The sequence below is a fragment of the Saccharopolyspora sp. SCSIO 74807 genome, from assembly GCF_037023755.1.
Taxonomy (GTDB): domain Bacteria; phylum Actinomycetota; class Actinomycetes; order Mycobacteriales; family Pseudonocardiaceae; genus Saccharopolyspora_C; species Saccharopolyspora_C galaxeae.
Genome location: NZ_CP146100.1, coordinates 6,471,223 through 6,488,393 on the forward strand (window position 1 = coordinate 6,471,223; position 17,171 = coordinate 6,488,393).

Sequence of the window (17,171 nt, forward strand, 5' to 3'; positions counted from 1 at the left end):
GCTCCTCAGTTCCCGGCCGATCCGGCTTCGGCCTTGTCGTAGGCGAGGTACGCGCGCCGGGTCGCGATGTGGTCGGCCACGTACCTCGCGTCGTGCCACACGCCCCAGATGAAGCTCGACCCGCGCCGGGACAGCCAGGGCAGCCCCAGGAAGTACACGCCGGGCTCGGCGGACACGCCGCGGCGGTGCTGCGGCCTGCCGCCTTCGTCGAAGGCGTCGACCTGCAGCCAGCTGTAGTCGGCGGCGAAACCGGTGGCCCAGACGATCGAGGTCACGCCGGCCTCGGCCAGGTCGAGTTCGCGCAGCGGGTCGGTGGCGCACGCCGGGAGCGGCCCGAGTTCGTGCGCTTCCGGTTCCGCGGGCAGGTCGAGCCCGTTGCGTTCGACGTACTCGTCGGCCGCCCGCAGCAGTTCGAGGTACTTCTGGTCGCCGAGCTCGATGTTCGCGGCGAGGTCCGGCTCGAAGCGCAGCGCGCCGCGCTCGTAGGACGCCGTCATGCCGACGAGTTCGACGCCGGTACCGACCAGCGCGCGGAAATCCACGGTGTGCCCGCCGCGGGCACCGCTGACCGCGATGGTCACGTGCGCGGCGCCCTCCGGAGGCGTCTCCGCGTCCCAGCGCCCGAGCACGCCGAGCCACCAGCAGAAGTCGCGCCCCCGGTACTCGCGCGGCGGGCGGTCGTGCGGACCGACCGAGAGGAACACGCGGCGGCCGGACCGGCGCAGCTCGTCGGCGATCTGGACCCCCGAGGATCCGGCGCCGACGACGAGGACCGCGCCCTGCGGCAGCTGCTCCGGGTTGCGGTACCCGCTGGAGTGGATCTGCTCGGTGACGGCGGAGTCCGGGACGATCGGCGGGATCACCGGCCGCTGGAACGGCCCGGTGGCCGCCACGACGAAGCGCGCGTCGATGACGCCTTCCGAGGTCCCCACCCGGAAGCCGGGCCGCCCGGCGTTCTTGCGCACCGAGGTGACCTCGACACCGCACCGGATCGGCGCGTCGATCTTCTCCGCGTACGCGGCGAAGTAGTCCGCGATCTGGTCCTTGGACGCGAAGGCGTCGGGTGCGACGCCGGAGAACTCCAGCCCCGGGAAGCGGTCGTGCCACGCGGGCCCGTTCGCGACCAGGGAGTCCCAGCGCTGCGAACGCCACCGCTCGGCGATGCGGTCCCGTTCCAGGACCACATGCGCCACACCGGCGGCGCCCAGGTGTTCGCTCATCGCCACTCCGGCCTGGCCCGCCCCTACGACGACCACTTCGGTCTGCTCACTCGGCATTCAAACCTCCATTCCGGCGGTAGCCATCTCGACGTCGAGTTGCCGCGCTGCCGCGAAGAAATCCTCGAGCACGGCACTAATTCCGTCCAACAGATGTTTTTGCTCTTCTGGTTCGATTTTTTCGATGCAACGTTCAGCCGTGCGCCGAGTCCGAGGCGGAAACGTCTTCGGGGCGCAGCAACGCGCATCCGGCGGTCTCCCGCAGCGACAACGCGGCGACGAGGCCGACGACGGCGAAGACCATCACGTACGGGCCGGGCACCAACGTGCTGCCGGTCGCCGAGATCAGCACGGTCATCACGTACGGCACGGTGCCCGCGAACAACGCGGCGGTGATGTTGTAGCCGATCGACAGGCCGCTCTGGCGGGTGCGGGTCGGGAAGGTCTCGGCAGACCAAACCGCGTGGGTGCCGAGGATCGCCGCGAGGATCACGCCGAGCAGCAGGCTGGAGACCCAGGTCCCGAGCGGCCCGGTCCGCATGAGCAGGAATGCCGGCGTGGCCAGGACGAGCAGGCCCGCGTTGGCCCCGACGAAGACGGGTTTGCGCCCCACGCGGTCGGAAAGCAGCCCGAACGCGGGCACCAGCACCAGCCCCACCAACGAGATCACAGTGGACAGCAGCGCGGCTCTGTCGGCCGCGTGCCCCAGGTAGTCGGTCTGGTAGGTGACCAGGTACGTCAGCACCATGTAGAAGGGCACGTGCATGGCCAGCATCAGGCCGGAAGCCTGGAACAACTGCCGCTTGTTCGAGCGCAGCAGGTCCCGGACCGGACTGCGCGGGACGGTGTCGTTGGCTTCCAGCGCCCGGTACTCGGGGGTGTCCTCGATCTTGTTGCGGATCAGGAACCCGATCACGCCCAGCGGCGCGGAGACCAGGAACGGGATGCGCCAGCCCCAGGATGTGAGCTGGCCGTCGTCGAGGCCCGCGGACAGCAGGAAGAACACGAAGGAACCGGCGAGGAATCCCAGCAGGGAGCCGACCTCCAGCCAGCTGACGCCGAATCCGCGGCGGCGCCGCGGGGCGGTCTCGGCGAGGAAGCTCGCCGCGCTGCCGAACTCGCCGCCCGCCGCGAAGCCTTGGAACAACCGCAGGACCACCAGCAGGATCGGGGCGGTGATCCCGATCGAGGCGTAGCCGGGCAGCAGCCCGATCGTCAGGGTCGCCCCGGACATCAAGAAGATGACCAGGGAAAGGGTCCGCTTGCGGCCGATCCGGTCGCCGAGCGGACCGAACACCAGCGCACCGATCGGCCGGATGCCGAACGACACGGCGAACACGCCGAACACGGCCAGCAGCCCGGTCGTGCTGTTCCCGGCCGGGAAGAACACCGTCGCGACGGTATCGGCGAGATAGGCGTACGCGGCCCAGTCGAACCAGTGGACGAACACGCCGACGGCTCCCGCCACGACGCTTCGGCGCAAGGCGGCGACGTCGGCGGGCATCTCGATCCCCGTCGTCGCGACGCCGTTGTTGCTGGTGAGCATTCGCACCTCCTTGTGCGGACGGGTGGCGGAGCCGGTGGCTTCGCGCCGTCGGAGTTCTGCGCCGTCAGAGCCCGGGGCGGCCGGTCACCGCGGCGGGATCGGTGAGCGCGCGCAGGTCCGCCTCGGTCAGCAGCTCGCGCTCGCGGATCAGGTCGAGCGCGCGCCTGCCGGTGTGGTGCGCCTCCAGCGCGATGGCGCAAGCGGTCTCGTGCCCGAGCGCGGGGCCGAGCGCCGTGACCAGCCCGGTGGAGGCGGCCACGGTCTCCGCGAGCCGGTCCCGCTCGGCGGTGATGCCGCGCACGCAGTGCTCGGTGAGGATGCCGATTCCCGCGGTGAGATGGGAAAAACCGGCGCCCAGGGTCCGGTAGATGATCGGTTCGAAGGCGTTGAGCTGGAGCTGGCCGCCCTCGGCGGCGAGCGTGACGGTCACGTCGCCGCCGATGACCTCGAAGGCGATCTGGTTGACCGCTTCGGGGATCACCGGGTTGACCTTGCCGGGCATGATGGACGATCCGGCCTGCCGCGCGGGCAGGTTGATCTCCCCCAGCCCGGCCCGCGGACCGGAGGACAGCAGGCGCAGGTCGTTGCAGATCTTGGACAGCTTCATGGCGAGCCGCTTGAGCGCTCCGGACAGTTGCACGAACACCCCGGCGTCCTGGGTGGCCTCGATGAGGTCGGGCGCCGAGACCAGCGTCGGGATACCCGTCAGGCGGCGCAGGTGCTCCACCGCGCGTTCCCGGTAGCCCGCACCGGCGTTGAGGCCGGTGCCGATGGCCGTGCCGCCGAGGTTGAGCTCGTGCAGCAGCAGCCGGGCCTCGGCCAGCCGCTGCTCCTCCTCGGCCGCGGTGGCGGCGAACGCCCCGAACTCCTGCCCCAGCGTCATGGGCACGGCGTCCTGGAGCTGGGTGCGGCCGATCTTGAGCACGTCGGCGAATTCGGCGGCCTTGTCCTCGAAGCCGGCGCGCAACCCGCCCAGCGCGGCGAGGAGTTCGGCGATGTGCGCGTCCAGCGCCAGCTTCACCGCGGTCGGGTAGACGTCGTTGGTGCTCTGGCCCGCGTTGACGTGGTCGAGGGGGTGCAGGGCCGAGCACTCCCCGCGGGACCTCCCGAGCAGCTCCAGCGCCCGGTTGGCGATCACCTCGTTGCCGTTCATGTTCGTCGAGGTGCCCGCGCCGCCCTGGATGAGGTCGACGACGAACTGGTCGTGCAGCGCCCCGGACCGGATTTCCGCGCAGGCGTCCCCGATCGCCGAGGCGAGCGTGCCGTCCAAGGCGCCGACCTCGGAATTTGCGCGGGCCGCGGCGTGCTTGACCGCGGCCAGGGCTGCGATGAGGTGGGGCCGCGCGGCGAGCGTCTCCCCGGTGAGGGGGAAGTTGGCCACCGCGCGAGCGGTGTGCGCCCCGTAGTAGGCGTCCGCAGGAACGTCGATTTCGCCGAGCATGTCGTGCTCGGTGCGGTGCGCGGCGTTCCCCGCGGCGGTGCGCCGGTTGCGGTAGGTCGCCGACGCCGGGTCCTCGGGATTCATGCACGTCAGACTGAACCGACGCCCGTGAATACGTCCAACAGATGTTTTCGTTGAACTCCATCTGAAAAGCAGATGAGGCTCAGCCTCGGCAGGTCGCGCGCAGCAGCTCCATGACGGCCTGGGCGCGCGCGGTCTGGCGCACCCCGTCCACGACCGTGATCGTGACTTCCAGCGGAGGGCGCTGTCCGTGCAGGTCGAGCGCAACGACTTCCCCGCCGCCGTAGGTCTCGCTGGTCCGCGGCCGCTGGTTGAGGATCGAGTACCCGAGCCCCTGGGCGACCAGGGAACGCACGGTCTCGTAGCTCTGGCTCCGGTAGCGCACGTCGGGTTCGGCACCCGAAGCGGCCACGAGCGCGCGGAAATAGTCCCGGCTGTAGGGCAGGTCGAGCAGCACCATCGGATCCGGCGCCAGTTCGGCGAGATCGACCGCGGCGCGATCGGCCAGACGATGACCGGCAGGGACGATCACGTGCGCCGGTGCTTGGTCGATGGTCTCGCGGCGCAGGTCGGTCTCGGCCGGGGTGCTCAGGTCGTAGGTGAGCGCGAAGTCGATGCCACCCGCGCGCAACGATCGGTGCAGGTGTTCGGTCTCGGCTTCCACCACGTTCAGCTCGACTCCCGGGTAGCGGCTGTTGCACGCCGCGAACAGCGCGGGCAGGTAGTACGGCGCGAGCGTCACGAAGCAGCCGATCGTCACCGGCCCCGTCAGCGAGCCCCCGCTACCGCGGGCTTCTGATTCGACTTCGCGGGCGCGGGCGAGCAGATCGCGAGCCTGGTGCAGCAGGCGCTCACCGGCCGAAGTGACGGTCAAACCACGGGCGCGATGCCGGATGAACAGCTGGACGCGCAGTTCGTGCTCGAGGTTGGTGACGGCCGAGGAGACCGCTGACTGGGCGATGCGCAGTTTGTCCGCGGCCGCGGTCATCGAACCGCACTCGGCGGCGATGACGAAGTAGCGCAGCTGGACGAGGGTGAAGCCCACGGACATGGTCGAACCGGCCTTTGCATCTGAACTCTAGGGGTGGAGTGTGAAGCGCTTCGCCATCGTAGATCCGCTCAGCTGAGGTCAGCCGGTGCGGAGCGTCGCCGCGGGGGATTCAGGGGCGGCCGTGCACGTCCGGCATCTCTGCTGGGTCAACCCACATTCAGTCCCTGATCGAGATCACGACGAGTGCGTGTGCCCAGGCAACGATCGAGACCGCGCCGTCTTCGCGACGCGCACCACGAACTCGACGAACCCGACAGCCCCTGCTCGCGAATACGTCAGGCGAGCAGTGCCCGCTGCGGCGTATTCGGACGCTGGTTTGCCTTCTTTTAACGCGAGTTGTACTCGCTCCACGAGATTGACTGCGCAAGCGCGGCGTCGCGTTGGGCGCAGGCAGCGGCGAGGCACTGCGGATCGGTTGTCGGCTCGGCGCCGAGCCATGCACCGTCCGCGGCGTAGCGCATCGTCCACAGCCTGCGTGCGTCGATGAGCCAGAAGTCGCCAGCCGACACGTCAGCCGGCCACCGACCTCCGCGGACGGGGATGATCCGGACCTCCTCGCTCGATTGGACGTTGGGGGCATACGAGGCGAGTTCGAACCGTACGTAGTCGCTCAGCGGCTCGGTCACCACATGCACGCGCTGAACCCGGCAACCCACAGCAACGGCCTGACGGGTGCGTACGCACCACTGCTCGAGTTCCGCCGTGACCGGGACACGGCCGGTGCGCCGCCACTCCGCAAATGCCTCGTCCCCGCTGCTACCGGAGTAGTTTTGCAACGTCTCCAGGCGAAACAACGAATAGCGGAACCCGGCGAGCTCCTCGCGGAGCTGGTCGATGCCCTGGCGCAGATCCGGCACGGACTGGTCCAAAATGGCCTCCGATTTCATCGTGGCTACCGCCCCTCGCCGGTCAGTTCAACCTGCATCGTCGCGCAGCGGGCGCAGCACTGGGTCCACACGGAGGGCGTCAAGTGGGGCTGCTTAGATCGCTCACTGCCGAGGTGATCTCTGACCAGACGCGAGCCCACCAACTCGCCGGCCTGGCTACCGGCAACACGCAGCGCCGCCACACCGCCGAAGCCGCCATGCTCGGCTGCCTGCGCGACTCGAACCAACTCGACCGCCTCGCCCACCGCGGCCTGTGCCACGGCACCGCCGGCCTTCTCCAGACCGCGTGGCGCATGGCCGCAGACTCCCGCACCCCCGACCTCGCCCACGAGCTACCAAAACTGGTCTCGCGACTGCTGAGCCAACTCCGATCTCCCGATGATCCCGAACTTCTCGATGGCGATGCCGGTGTGGCTCTCGCCTTGCACACCGCCGGAACCGGCACAGCCCCCGTCACGCGCTGGGACTCCTGCCTTCTGCTGACCTGACCGAGCACGACGAAAGAACGCGACGGATGAACCACGGCATCGACCCGCTCGCTGCGGAGCCACCATGGCACCAAGTGCTCGTGCACTTCCACGACTACGCAGCTGCCAAGGAAACAGGAACGATCCACATTGGACCGGAGATGGCACGTGCCGAATCCGAAGGGCTAATCGCAGCATGGTTCTTCATCCGCAAAAGCCCGAGCTGGCGTCTGCGCTTCCAACCCGCACACCACGACATCGGCCAGGCCACTGCGGCCCTCATCCACGAACGGCTCGAAAAACTCCGAAGCGCCGGGCACATCGCCTGCTGGACCGAAACCATCTACGAACCGGAAACGTACGCCTTCGGCGGCACAGCAGGGATGCACGCTGCCCACCACCTGTTCCATGCCGACAGCCACCACATACTCGCCTACCTCGCCAACACCGGCTCCGACACCCCTGACGCCCGCAGCGACCGACGGCGCGAACTCACCCTCTTGCTGTGCACGAACCTGATACGCGCCGCCGGGCAAGACTGGTACGAACAAGGCGACGTCTGGGCGCGCGTCGCCGACATCCGCTCAGCACCACACGACACGTCGCCGGCGCGGCTGAACAATCGGGAATCCGGCCTGCGCCGCCTGATCACCGCCGACACGAGCCCGACCAGCTCGCTCATGCGCGAAGGCGGATCGCTCGCACCGCTGTCTCCGTGGTTCGCTGCCTTCGCGCACGCTGGCCGAACTCTGCGAGCGCTCGCCCACGGCGGCACGCTCAGCCGCGGCCTGCGGGCCGTCCTCGCCCACCACGTCATCTTCCACTGGAACCGCATCGGCGTGCCGCTCGCGACGCAATGCGCCCTCGCCAGCACAGCAAAAACAGCCGTACTGGGACGCGAGGAGAGGTCTCCGAGCAGATGACCAACACCGCGGGACAGGACCCGCTTTTCGTCACGGTCGCCGCCCGGTTTCCCCTGCTGCCCCGGAGCAGACCACCCGGCCAACACCTCCTCCGTCGCGTCCACGAACTCGCCGAACTCGTGGAATCCGCAACGCAGGAACCCAGGGAACGCTCGGCAACCCGGGCGTCCGAAGCACTCAACAAGGCGGCACTGATCGCGAGCGACTGCGGACTTGCCGACCTCGCCCGTGCTCTGTGCTGGCGACAGTTCGAGATCTTCCACACCGCCGTGCCCCTCGCCGGCGAAGCCGCGAAGATGGCCCTCCAGCCACTGGTCAACCTCGGCCGACTGGCCACTCGCGACAGCGACCGCGCCTACGCCATCTTCACCAGCATCTTCGACGCCGTGACCAACCAGACGACGCAGAACATCGACGGCAGGGACATCGACTTCGGCAACTTCGTCGCCGACGCCCAGCAACATCATCACGAACTGCGGAGGTTCGCCTGGACCGTCCTACTGGCCGAGGGCACCCGCGCACTCACCCAAGCCGGTCGCTGGACCGACGCCGTCCAGCACCTTCGGCGCTACCGCGGACTCGGAAAACGCCTTCTGGACGGCAGGCAGACCACGATCCTTGCTCACGCCGCCGAGGGCGACTACGACAGCGCCGTCAACATGATCAAGACCAGCTCCACACCCGAACCGTGGGAACACGCGGTCTCGCACTGCCTCCACACGCTGTGCCTCCAGCTCGGCAACCACCGCGCCGACACCGACGCGATGGTCAACGCCTACTTCCACCTTCGGCCTTCGCCGGAACAGCAGGAATTCCGAACCCGCCTCGGCCTCTGTGTGATCGACCTAGCCGCGGACCTCAACCGTGCGGCCATGACGGCGGTGCTGGAGCGGGTGAACCAGGAAGCCGTCGCTGCCACCGACGCGCACATCGCATCGGACGTGCTCGCACACGAGCGGTGCAGACCTGCTCTCTCCGAGCACGACTTCGACACGTTGGTCGAGACCGTGGACTCCTCCGGGCTGAGCAGTGGGACGATGCCATCTCACCTGCTCGACGCACTCGTCACCTCAGTGAAGGCTGGTGAGGAACGCCTAGCCCGATGCCTTGGCCCAGGCCGCCCGGACTTGATCACGAATTCTCGGGCGAACCGATGATGCCGAGGAAGTGCGCGATGGGGCTTGGCAAGCTGAGCGGACGGCGTTTTTTCTGGGACGGAGACCTCGCCTAACGCTCGCTCACCGGCACAGACGGTACAAGTTCAGGTCAACGCCTCGAACTCTGACTCTTCTGAGGGAAAGTCCGATGGAAATATCGGCACGGCCAGCGTTCGCGAAAATACCGCTACCAGGAACTCGGTTACCGACCCGTCGAACTGCTCCCAGTGCGGTCCGCGTTCCTCATTCACAGCGACCGTCCACTCGTCCGGGTCCTTGTCGGGCTCGGTCATCCAGTAGCAAACGTCACCGTTGTCGGTGATCCCCCAGGGAAGGAGCTCCTCGTTTCCAGGTTCGAGGTCGAACGGTACGCTTTCTCCTTGCTCGCTCAGCGAGCGGAGCGCATCCAACCGAACCGATCGCTGCGTCAGGAGGTCGATGTTGGAGTTCTCTTCGTACGGTTGAAGGACCAACAAGAACTCATCGAATGAACCCGCTCCGTAATCCGCGACAAGCCCCTTGTAGTCGCTGGGAAGCCGGAGGCCCAACTCACCTTCGACCTGATCCCAGTCGGATACCGCAACGCTCGGCTCCGCCGGCGGAGGAACGATACTCTTGATCTGATCAAGCGCTGTCATGATGTCCACGCCCCCTGCTTATGATGCTGACGACCCACACCTCGTCAAGTCCACTATCATCCAGACACACAAATGGTGCCAGAGGACGACGTCTAAGCAGATACCCGAAGCCGGCGGTTCCATGTACTGCCACCACCCACAAGTCTTAGTTGAACATTGAATGGGTAGCTGTCAGACAATACCCCACGGGTTGGGGTGTGGGGTTCTCGTGGAGTCGTTTGACCAGATTAGGCGTGCTTCGAGGTCCTCTCCCAAGTGCTTCGTCAGCTGTTCGACCGCCCAGCAGTTCCAGTACACCGCCCTCGGGCTATCCGGGACCCGGAATGCTGGCAGATGCGTGGGGACTGCCTCTGTCCGGAAGGACGCTTTCGTGAGCGGATCTCCCGACTTCCGTGGTTTCGATGAGCGGCGAGTGTCCAAGCAGTCGACCACTGCCTCCACGAGGTAGAGGAGGTAGTCCGACTCATCACCGTCGATTTGGACTGGGACGAAGCTCCCTGCGGTAGCAAGCTCATCCGCCACGAGGTCGGTGATCCGGCGGCTCAGCATCGGACCATAGGGCTTGATCGAAGGGAAGTCGGCTGCGCGCATTTCGGGTTCACCGACCCAGTGCGCGCTGACCGAGGTAGGTCGATCCGTCTCGGACCCGCTGCGGGCCCATTTGGCCAGCTTGACCCCTGAGCCCATGTCGAGGCCCAGGGTGCGTAGGTCGTTCAGGCTGGGCAGCAACCGGTAGACGGAGACCGAGTCGTGCGGCTTCTCGCTCATGGGTTCGGTGTCCAGTACGCGCCGGGGCCGGGCGAACCGCCGGCCAGCTCCGCTTCGACCTGCCGACCGATGCTGCGCAGCTCACCTCGAAGCGCGGTGCGAATGGCGCGCGCACCGTAGCCGTCGGCCGTTCGCTGTTCCACCAGTCCCTCCAGGTGCACTTGCAGACGTCCTAAGAAGGCGTTGCTATGAGTGTAGTTGTGCGGTCGGTGGTGGCCCAGCGGGATACCGTTGGCCGCGTCATTGATATCGACACCGTACCGTTGCAGCAGCGCACGCATTTGAGGTCCGCCGCCGCGGTTGAAGCCTGACGGAACGATGTGCGCTGCGGCTTGTCCCGGCCCGACCGGGCGTCCCTCGCGCGCCATGTTCTGGCCGAGTAATTGGGAGCATGAATACAGCCCCAGAGGGTCGGTCAGAACCAAGGGGTTGGCGACGTACATATGGGGGTTTAACCCGGCCAGCAGACCCAATGGGTCGCTGCTGCCATACCTGCCGGTCGCAGGGTCGTAGTGGCGTTGGAAATTGTAACTGAGTTGCGATTCCGGGTCGAAGTATTGTCCTGGAAAGCGCAGCGGTGTGGTAGCGCCGTCACCTGTGCCCGCGTCAACGCTGCCCCAGACGGTGGTGCGTCGATGGCGGTCGATCTCGCCGTGTTCGTCGATCAGTTCCATCGGGAACCCGGCGACGTCGCTGATGATCGAGTGGAACTGCTCGTCGAACCATCCTTGGGACGGACCACCGGGCGACGAGCGTTCGAGCTGGGTCAGCGGCCGGAAGGAGCCTGGTTCGTAGTCCCATGCGGTGATCCGCTTCCCGCTGGGCTGTAGGACATCGGGCGTTCCGCCGGTGTGGATTTGTTCGACGAGTGCGAATCCGTCCCAGTGGAAATCGATCTTCTCAGCTACGGACCCGTCCTGGTCGAGGCGCTGTTTGGCGACACGGCGTCCGAGCGGGTCGTACCGGTACCACCACCGCGCTCCCTCCGGCGTGCTGACTCCGACCAAGCGATCATCGGCGTCCCAGGAGTAGTGCCACGTAGCCGGTTTCTGCGATAGCCGTTTCCGCTGGCGAAGCACAAGACGACCCTGACCATCGTGTTCATAGCGGACCTTCCCCGCGCGACGGATCAGGGTGCCGCTGTATTCGCGTTCACCTAGTGCGTCGGCCTCGATCGAGTCCTCCGACGCCGGCCAGGAGGCGCTCGTGATGTTGCCGGCTGCGTCGTAGGCGTAGCGTTCGGTCCAGCCCGATCCTTGAACGCCGGTCACACGTCCTGCGGTGTCCAGAGCGAAGTCCCGGCGTCCATTGAGTTGATCGTCGATCACCGCCGGGACTCCGTCGGTGCGGTAGGTGAAGGCGCGATGTTGAGTCTGGCGCCCTTTCGCACCAGTCAGGGTCTGCGAGACGAGTTGGTGTTTGGCGTCCCAGTTTTGCGTGAGCACCGCGCCAGCCCCCAGAACGCGCTCGGTCTCCCGCCCCGCCGCGTCGAAGGTGAAGCGCATCATGTGCCCAGCTGTGTGCAGCGTCATCGGATCGCCGTTTGCGTCGTATTCCCATCGGCTTTCCACCCCGGACGGGGTGACCCGCCTGGTCCGTCGTCCGAGGGGGTCGTAGGTGGAGTTGACGGTGCGGCCGTTGATCGTTTCGGTGACGACCCGTCCGAGCGGATCGCGTTCGAAGGTGACGTGGGCGTCGGCGTTCGTGGCCGCACGGAGCCGACCGGCCTCGTCGTAGTGGAACGCCGCGACCGAGTCCCCGCTGCGGCGTTCGGCGACTTCGCCCAGCGTGTTGCGGACGAACACCGTGCTCTCCCCGGCGCCATTGGTGCGTTCGACAAGCTGACCAGCGGCGTCATGGCGGTAGGTGATGGTGCGCCCGTTGAAGTCCGTTTCGCTGGTGAGATGGCCCGCGTGGTCGTAGGCATAGCGCCACACCAGTCCCTGTTGGTTCGTGACGCTGGTCAGGCGAAGTTCGGTGTCGTAACCGAACTCAAGTCGCGTCCCGTCCGGGCGCACCTCTGCCGAGGGCAAGTCGAAGTAGGTGGCCTTGGTGTGGGTGGTCTCGCCCAGGACACCGACATGCGTACGGACGTTGCCTTCCGCGTCGTAGAACCAGCGCTCCGTCGCGCCGTCCGGCAGCGTGTGCCACGCGGGTTTGCCGTCGATGGTCCAACCAAATCGGGTCACGCCTCCGAGCGCATCGGTGATCGCGACGACGCGGCCGAACGCATCCCGCTCATAGGATGTGTGGGCCCCGAGCGCATCGGTGACGGTGGTGGGTAAGCCTGCGGCGTTGCTCTCCACGGTGCGGGTGTTGCCCAGCGCGTCGGTCACGCGAGCCAGGTGGCCTGCTGCGTCATAGCCGTAGGAGGTCGCGGCTCCGGTGGGGTCAACGATGCGGGTGAGGTTGCCATTATCGTCGTATTCGCGGTGGGAGATCGTGCCGTCCGGAGCGACGATCGTGATCGGTAGCCGCAAATCGTTGTACGCGAATCGTGCCTGCTGGCCGTCCGGGCGGGTGACGACGGCGAGGTTGCCGTCTTCGTCGTACTCGTACTCCGTAGTGCGTCCCAGAGCGTCCGTGCGGGCGAGCAGCCGGTGACGCTCGTCCCATTCGGACAGGGTTTGCCCGCCGCGGGGATCGATCTCGCGGAGGATCTGACCGGATTCGCCGAGGTGGAACGCGGTCTCATTGCCGAGTGAATCGGACACGTACGTGACCGCGTTTTCACGGTCATAGGTAAACGTGCTGTTCAGGAAACCGCCCGCGCCCTCGGTTCGAACACATCGTCCTTCGTCGTCGTAGAGGTAGCGATACCAGCAGTCGTTGCGGTCGGTCCATGCGGTGATGCGACCCGGTCCGTCGTATTCGACGCGCATCGGCTGTCCGGACGGGTTGATGACCTCGGTCAGCCGTTCTTGCTGGTAGCGGTAGCGCATGAGCGCCAGGTCCCGGCCATCGTCGGCACCGCAAAGGTAGAGGGCGGTGACGAGACGGTTTGTGGTCTCCACCCGTACGCGATAACCACCGCTGTGATGAACTTCCAGAGGAAGTCCGGTGTCGTCGTACGTGAACTGAATCCGGTCCCCGTTGCGGTCAGTGATCGCCGTAAGCGGCCAGTACCCGTCGAATCGCGTGAAGTGCAGGGTACGTCCTTGCTCCACGTCAGTGATCGTGAAATTCCCGTCATGGCTGCGGGCGAGCGGCCATTGGGGCCCATTGGTCGGGTGGACCGTCTCGCCCGGTTCAGCACGTGGGTAGGCCAGCGTCAGGCCGTCTTCGGACGCGAAGTACACGCCGTCCTCGTCGATTTCCAAGCGTTGGTCCAGTGTGGACGCCCAGCTCGGCCCGAAGAACAGTCCGCTTCGGTAGGAGGACAGGTGGGTCCGCTGAAATGTGAGTGGGAGGGCACCGCCCAGTTCGACATCCGTCTCGTCGGCGACCATCCGGCCGCTTGCGACGTCGATCGGATCCGACCGAAGCTGCATTTGAAAGCGTTGCGTGACGTGCGCGGCTGCGTCTCCCAACTGGCGGCCGACTCGACCGATCCCGGCTTTCGCCGCCTTCGCCAAACCGGTGCGCCCCGCGGCACGCAATAACGTGCCGCCGACTTTGAGGACACGCCCCACCGGGACAATGGTCAACGCCGTATCGACCAAGATCGAGGTCAGACTGCCTTCTCCGGTGGCGGCGTAGATACCGGCGTCGATCGCCAGGGCGGCGCCACCGGTGATCCCGGCGGCGATCAGGAACGCGCCACCGACGGCGTTGCCGACCACCGGAATCGCCTGCAACACCAGACCGACCACGGCCAGGGCGCCGGAGACGACTTTCAGTGCCGAGGAGATCTCCTTGAGCACATCCTTGTTCTCACGGATGAAGTCCTGGCCCTGCCCGATCAGGTCGTAGCTGGCCGGGGGCTCTTTGAACCGCATCCCCTTGGCCTCGTTGATGCGATTCGTGCACTCACGGGCCGCGGCGGTCATCTCGGTGCGCAGACCGTTGGCCTTGTCCACGCAGTCCTGCCACGCCGCCCGCGCCGACGACAACGCCGCCGAGGCGTCCCCGGTATCCGACTCATACGCAGGGCCCCGCGGCGGAGCCTGCCCGGCCGGAGCGTGCGCGACGCGATCTTGTTCGGCCTGGGTGTGGGCGCGGTCGGCGGATTGCGCGCGCTCCACACGACCCTCGCTGGCCTTGAGCTGCTCCCACAACCCAGGCGCCTGATGCGCCAGCGGTCGCATCTTGCCCTGCAGCTCCGACAACCGCGACGAGAAGGTGTTCAACGCCGTGCCGACCTGGCTGAAGGCCGTGCCAGTCGCCCGCAGGTCCGGCGGCAACTCCGAATCCACCTTCTCCCGGAACTGCTCACCCTCCGGACCCTGGAACTGGCCGGTATCCATGCTGGTGATCCGCTCGGCCGCATGCGCCGCGGACTCGCCGAAACGGTCATACCGGCGGGCCGAACCCGCGATCGCCTCCGGCGACCCGCCCAGCGAGAACAAATGCTCCGGAAAATCCGCCATCGGGACCCACCCCCACCGCACCACGCGAGCCCGCACCCGCGGTGATGCGCACCGACATCTCTGCACCAGCGGCAGCGCGGTGGCACAGACTCACGCGCGCCAGTAACCCGTGATCACGACAGGTCGAGACGACTGTACTGCACCGGCCAAACATGCCGAAGGCGAACAGAAAACTCGGTCACCGCCGGAGAAAAGCCACCATGCGATGGCCACCGTCATAGCGGTCGGGTGGTGTGGTGTTGCCAGCCGTGGGTGCGGTCGCAGGTGATGCGGTGGAGCCGGTCGGCTTCGGCGGAGTGCAGCAGGCACAGCGCCTCGTGGTGGGTGGCCCAGTGGATCTCGGCGATCTCGGTGGGGTCCGGGATCGGGACGGTGGCGCCGACGATGTCGGCGTTGAAGATGAAATGGATCTTGTTGTGGCCGCTTGTTGCTTCGGCTTCGGACCAGCCGGCCCAGGCGAGGTTGCCGGGCCGGACGGTGATCGCGAGTTCTTCGTGGATTTCGCGGACCATCGCCGCGGGTGGCGAGTCGGGGCCGAAGCTCTCGCAGCGCCCGCCCGGTAGCGAGAACGCTTCGTCGTCGGGTCCACGGACGAGCAGGATGCGCTGGTTGTGGCCGCGGATGAGCGCGGCGGCGCGGACGGCGAGTGTAGGGCGCGGTTGGCTCGCGGGAATCCAGTCGCGCAGCACCGTCACGGCGCCGGCGAGATCGGCCGCGGTGCGGAACCGATCGGCTGCGGCGATCCGGGGCAAGCGAGCGTGGTCGCGGTGGGCCCATAGGGCGCGTGCTCCGGCGAGCAGGGGCGCGTGGATGTCGTCGTGGAGCGTGTCGCCGACGTGGACGATCTCGGCGACGTCAATGCCGTGGCCCGCGGCGATGTGCTCGAAGGCGGCCGGGCCGTTTCCTTGCACCAGGCCGGTGTCGCAGGAGAAATAGGCGCCGTCGAGCAGGTGCCCGAGTTCGGCGAGCACCGCGGTGATGTGCGCGCGGTCGGCGGCGGAAAGGTTCGAGCACACCACCATCCGCACGTTCGGGCAGGCGTCACGGAGTCCGGCCAGCAAGGCCCGCGCGGTCGGGTCGATCCGGAGCGGACGCGGGGCGCACACGAGGTCGCGAACCTGCCTGATCGGCACGTCGAGGTCGTCGGCGACCTCCTGGAGCAGTTCCTCGGTGAGGTCCGCAGCCGGGTGCAGTCGGCGGCGGACGACGGCCGCGACCGTGGCCGGGTCTTTCGGGCAAGCCGCGGTCAACGCGGCACCGAGGCTCGGACCGGCCGTGCGCCCGAGCAGCCCGTCGACGTCCAGGGACACCAGGCCGATACCAGCGGTCATGGCCGTGCCTTCCGATCAGGCCAGCGTGCTGCACGCGGCGGGCAGCTGTCGGTGCGAATACCGGGATCAGGGTTCATCGCTGGCCGAGCCGGGTCAGGAGGGCATCGAGGTCAGCCCGCGCTGTCCGGAGTCGCTCGCACCATTCCGCCAAGGACACGGACTCGTGCGGGGTTGGCGAGTCCGGCTGGTGCGGGAACAGCTCGGCGGTGTCGCTGCAGCTGCCTGTGGCGCCGGGCACGAAGTAGCCCTTTTCGTAGGCCCAGACGATCAGGTGGGCGCGCGATCTCGCGCCGGCGAGCACGCCGATGTGATGCAGGTGTGTTTTGACCGTGGCTTCGGTCAGGAAGGCGCGCTCGGCGATCTGTTTGTTGGTCAGCCCGTGGGCCAGCCAGTGCACGACGGGCAGCTCGGCGAGGGTCAGTTCGGCGTCGAGGTTCAGCGCGGGCGGTGTCCTCTCGGAGGTACCGTCGGGCACATCGGACACAAAGCCTTGAACGTGTCCGACTCCGCCTCCATCATCGAGCAACACGCCGACGATCACGCACGAAAGGAAACACAGTGATCTTCGACAACTGGAAGAAATCGAGCCGCAGCGGAACTAGCGGTGGCAACTGTCTCGAAGTAGGGAAATCCTTTGATCAGCGCGCCTTCCGAGACAGCAAGACTGGAGAGGAAAGCCCTATTTTAGTTGTAAACAAAAAGCAGTACAGGGCTTTTATTAGCGCCGTAAAGCGAAACCACTCCTGACGGATCAAAAGGTCTCTTATCTGGACATCCGAGCAGTACGGGTCCTCTCAAAGAGGTGCACGATCCCAACTGAGTTTTCCGGTGAGCGAAGACCACGGCTAGCGAGCCGAACGGGAGCTGTGTGGAAGTCAGCTACGCGACGGCGCTCGCCGGGAACTTGCGAGCACGGTAGGGAGCAAACATGAACACCTCGGACTTCACCCAGGCGACCTGGCGCAAGTCCAGCCGAAGCGGCGGCGACGGCGGGGCCTGCGTCGAGGTCGCGACCATCCCAGCGGCCACCGGCGTCCGGGACAGCAAGCTCGGCTGATCGTCTGCGGGCCGAGCGGCCGGGCTACGGCGCGCACGGGTGCCGACTCGTGGGCTGACAACCTCGTCTGAGGAGCTACCACTGGTCACATTGTCACTTTACTGTGCGGTAAAGCCATGCTACATCTTTACCGTCTGG

The 17,171-nt window shown here is 66.9% G+C and carries 15 protein-coding genes; 5 read left to right on the top strand and 10 right to left on the bottom strand.

Annotation, left to right across the window (positions count from 1 at the left end):
* Positions 1-5: 5 nt before the first annotated feature.
* From V1457_RS29590 to V1457_RS29610, 5 genes are all read right to left on the bottom strand, one after another.
* Complete coding sequence (locus tag V1457_RS29590; RefSeq protein ID WP_338598485.1) at positions 6-1,277, bottom strand: NAD(P)/FAD-dependent oxidoreductase; 1,272 nt, start codon at positions 1,275-1,277, stop codon at positions 6-8.
* Positions 1,278-1,410: 133 nt separating this feature from the next.
* A complete protein-coding gene (locus tag V1457_RS29595; protein ID WP_338598487.1) occupies positions 1,411-2,763 on the bottom strand; it encodes an MFS transporter in 1,353 nt (450 codons plus the stop codon).
* Between the two features lie 64 nt (positions 2,764-2,827).
* Positions 2,828-4,288 carry an aspartate ammonia-lyase gene (locus tag V1457_RS29600; protein WP_338598489.1) on the bottom strand — a complete coding sequence of 487 codons (1,461 nt, stop codon included), beginning with the start codon at positions 4,286-4,288 and terminating at the stop codon, positions 2,828-2,830.
* A 79-nt stretch (positions 4,289-4,367) separates the two neighbouring features.
* Positions 4,368-5,276, bottom strand: coding sequence for a LysR family transcriptional regulator (locus V1457_RS29605; protein ID WP_338598491.1), 909 nt, complete (start codon positions 5,274-5,276; stop codon positions 4,368-4,370).
* Positions 5,277-5,602: 326 nt separating this feature from the next.
* Positions 5,603-6,163 carry a DUF6879 family protein gene (locus V1457_RS29610; RefSeq protein ID WP_338598493.1) on the bottom strand — a complete coding sequence of 187 codons (561 nt, stop codon included), beginning with the start codon at positions 6,161-6,163 and terminating at the stop codon, positions 5,603-5,605.
* A gap of 113 nt (positions 6,164-6,276) precedes the next feature.
* Here V1457_RS29610 and V1457_RS29615 point away from each other — a divergent pair, with 113 nt between their 5' ends.
* From V1457_RS29615 to V1457_RS29625, 3 genes are read left to right on the top strand one after another with little or no spacing between them, the layout of a single operon-like run.
* Entirely contained in the window at positions 6,277-6,651 is a 375-nt protein-coding gene (locus tag V1457_RS29615; protein WP_338598495.1) for a lanthionine synthetase LanC family protein, read from the top strand.
* Between the two features lie 26 nt (positions 6,652-6,677).
* The gene (locus V1457_RS29620; RefSeq protein WP_338598497.1) at positions 6,678-7,553 is read left to right on the top strand and encodes a thiopeptide-type bacteriocin biosynthesis protein; all 876 of its coding nucleotides are present in this window, start codon (positions 6,678-6,680) and stop codon (positions 7,551-7,553) included.
* Complete coding sequence (locus tag V1457_RS29625; RefSeq protein ID WP_338598499.1) at positions 7,550-8,710, top strand: hypothetical protein; 1,161 nt, start codon at positions 7,550-7,552, stop codon at positions 8,708-8,710. Before V1457_RS29620 ends, V1457_RS29625 begins: the two co-directional genes overlap by 4 nt.
* Before the next feature lie 104 nt (positions 8,711-8,814).
* Here V1457_RS29625 and V1457_RS29630 read toward each other — a convergent pair whose 3' ends face one another.
* The 5 genes from V1457_RS29630 to V1457_RS29650 form a co-directional block, all read right to left on the bottom strand.
* Positions 8,815-9,348, bottom strand: coding sequence for an SMI1/KNR4 family protein (locus tag V1457_RS29630; RefSeq protein WP_338605165.1), 534 nt, complete (start codon positions 9,346-9,348; stop codon positions 8,815-8,817).
* Positions 9,349-9,519: 171 nt separating this feature from the next.
* The gene (locus V1457_RS29635; RefSeq protein WP_338598501.1) at positions 9,520-10,116 is read right to left on the bottom strand and encodes a hypothetical protein; all 597 of its coding nucleotides are present in this window, start codon (positions 10,114-10,116) and stop codon (positions 9,520-9,522) included.
* A complete protein-coding gene (locus tag V1457_RS29640) occupies positions 10,113-14,645 on the bottom strand; it encodes a DUF6531 domain-containing protein (RefSeq protein WP_338598503.1) in 4,533 nt (1,510 codons plus the stop codon). The genes V1457_RS29635 and V1457_RS29640 overlap by 4 nt, the downstream gene beginning before the upstream one ends.
* A 215-nt stretch (positions 14,646-14,860) precedes the next feature.
* Positions 14,861-15,976, bottom strand: coding sequence for an NUDIX domain-containing protein (locus tag V1457_RS29645; RefSeq protein ID WP_338598505.1), 1,116 nt, complete (start codon positions 15,974-15,976; stop codon positions 14,861-14,863).
* 73 nt (positions 15,977-16,049) lie between these two features.
* Entirely contained in the window at positions 16,050-16,517 is a 468-nt protein-coding gene (locus V1457_RS29650) for a helix-turn-helix transcriptional regulator (RefSeq protein ID WP_338598507.1), read from the bottom strand.
* A gap of 17 nt (positions 16,518-16,534) precedes the next feature.
* Between V1457_RS29650 and V1457_RS29655 the strand changes: the two genes are divergently transcribed.
* Together V1457_RS29655 and V1457_RS29660 are read left to right on the top strand one after the other, a co-directional pair.
* Positions 16,535-16,723, top strand: a complete 189-nt coding sequence (locus tag V1457_RS29655; RefSeq protein ID WP_338598509.1) for a DUF397 domain-containing protein — start codon at positions 16,535-16,537, stop codon at positions 16,721-16,723.
* 181 nt (positions 16,724-16,904) lie between these two features.
* Positions 16,905-17,033, top strand: a complete 129-nt coding sequence (locus V1457_RS29660) for a DUF397 domain-containing protein (RefSeq protein ID WP_338598511.1) — start codon at positions 16,905-16,907, stop codon at positions 17,031-17,033.
* Positions 17,034-17,171: the final 138 nt, after the last annotated feature.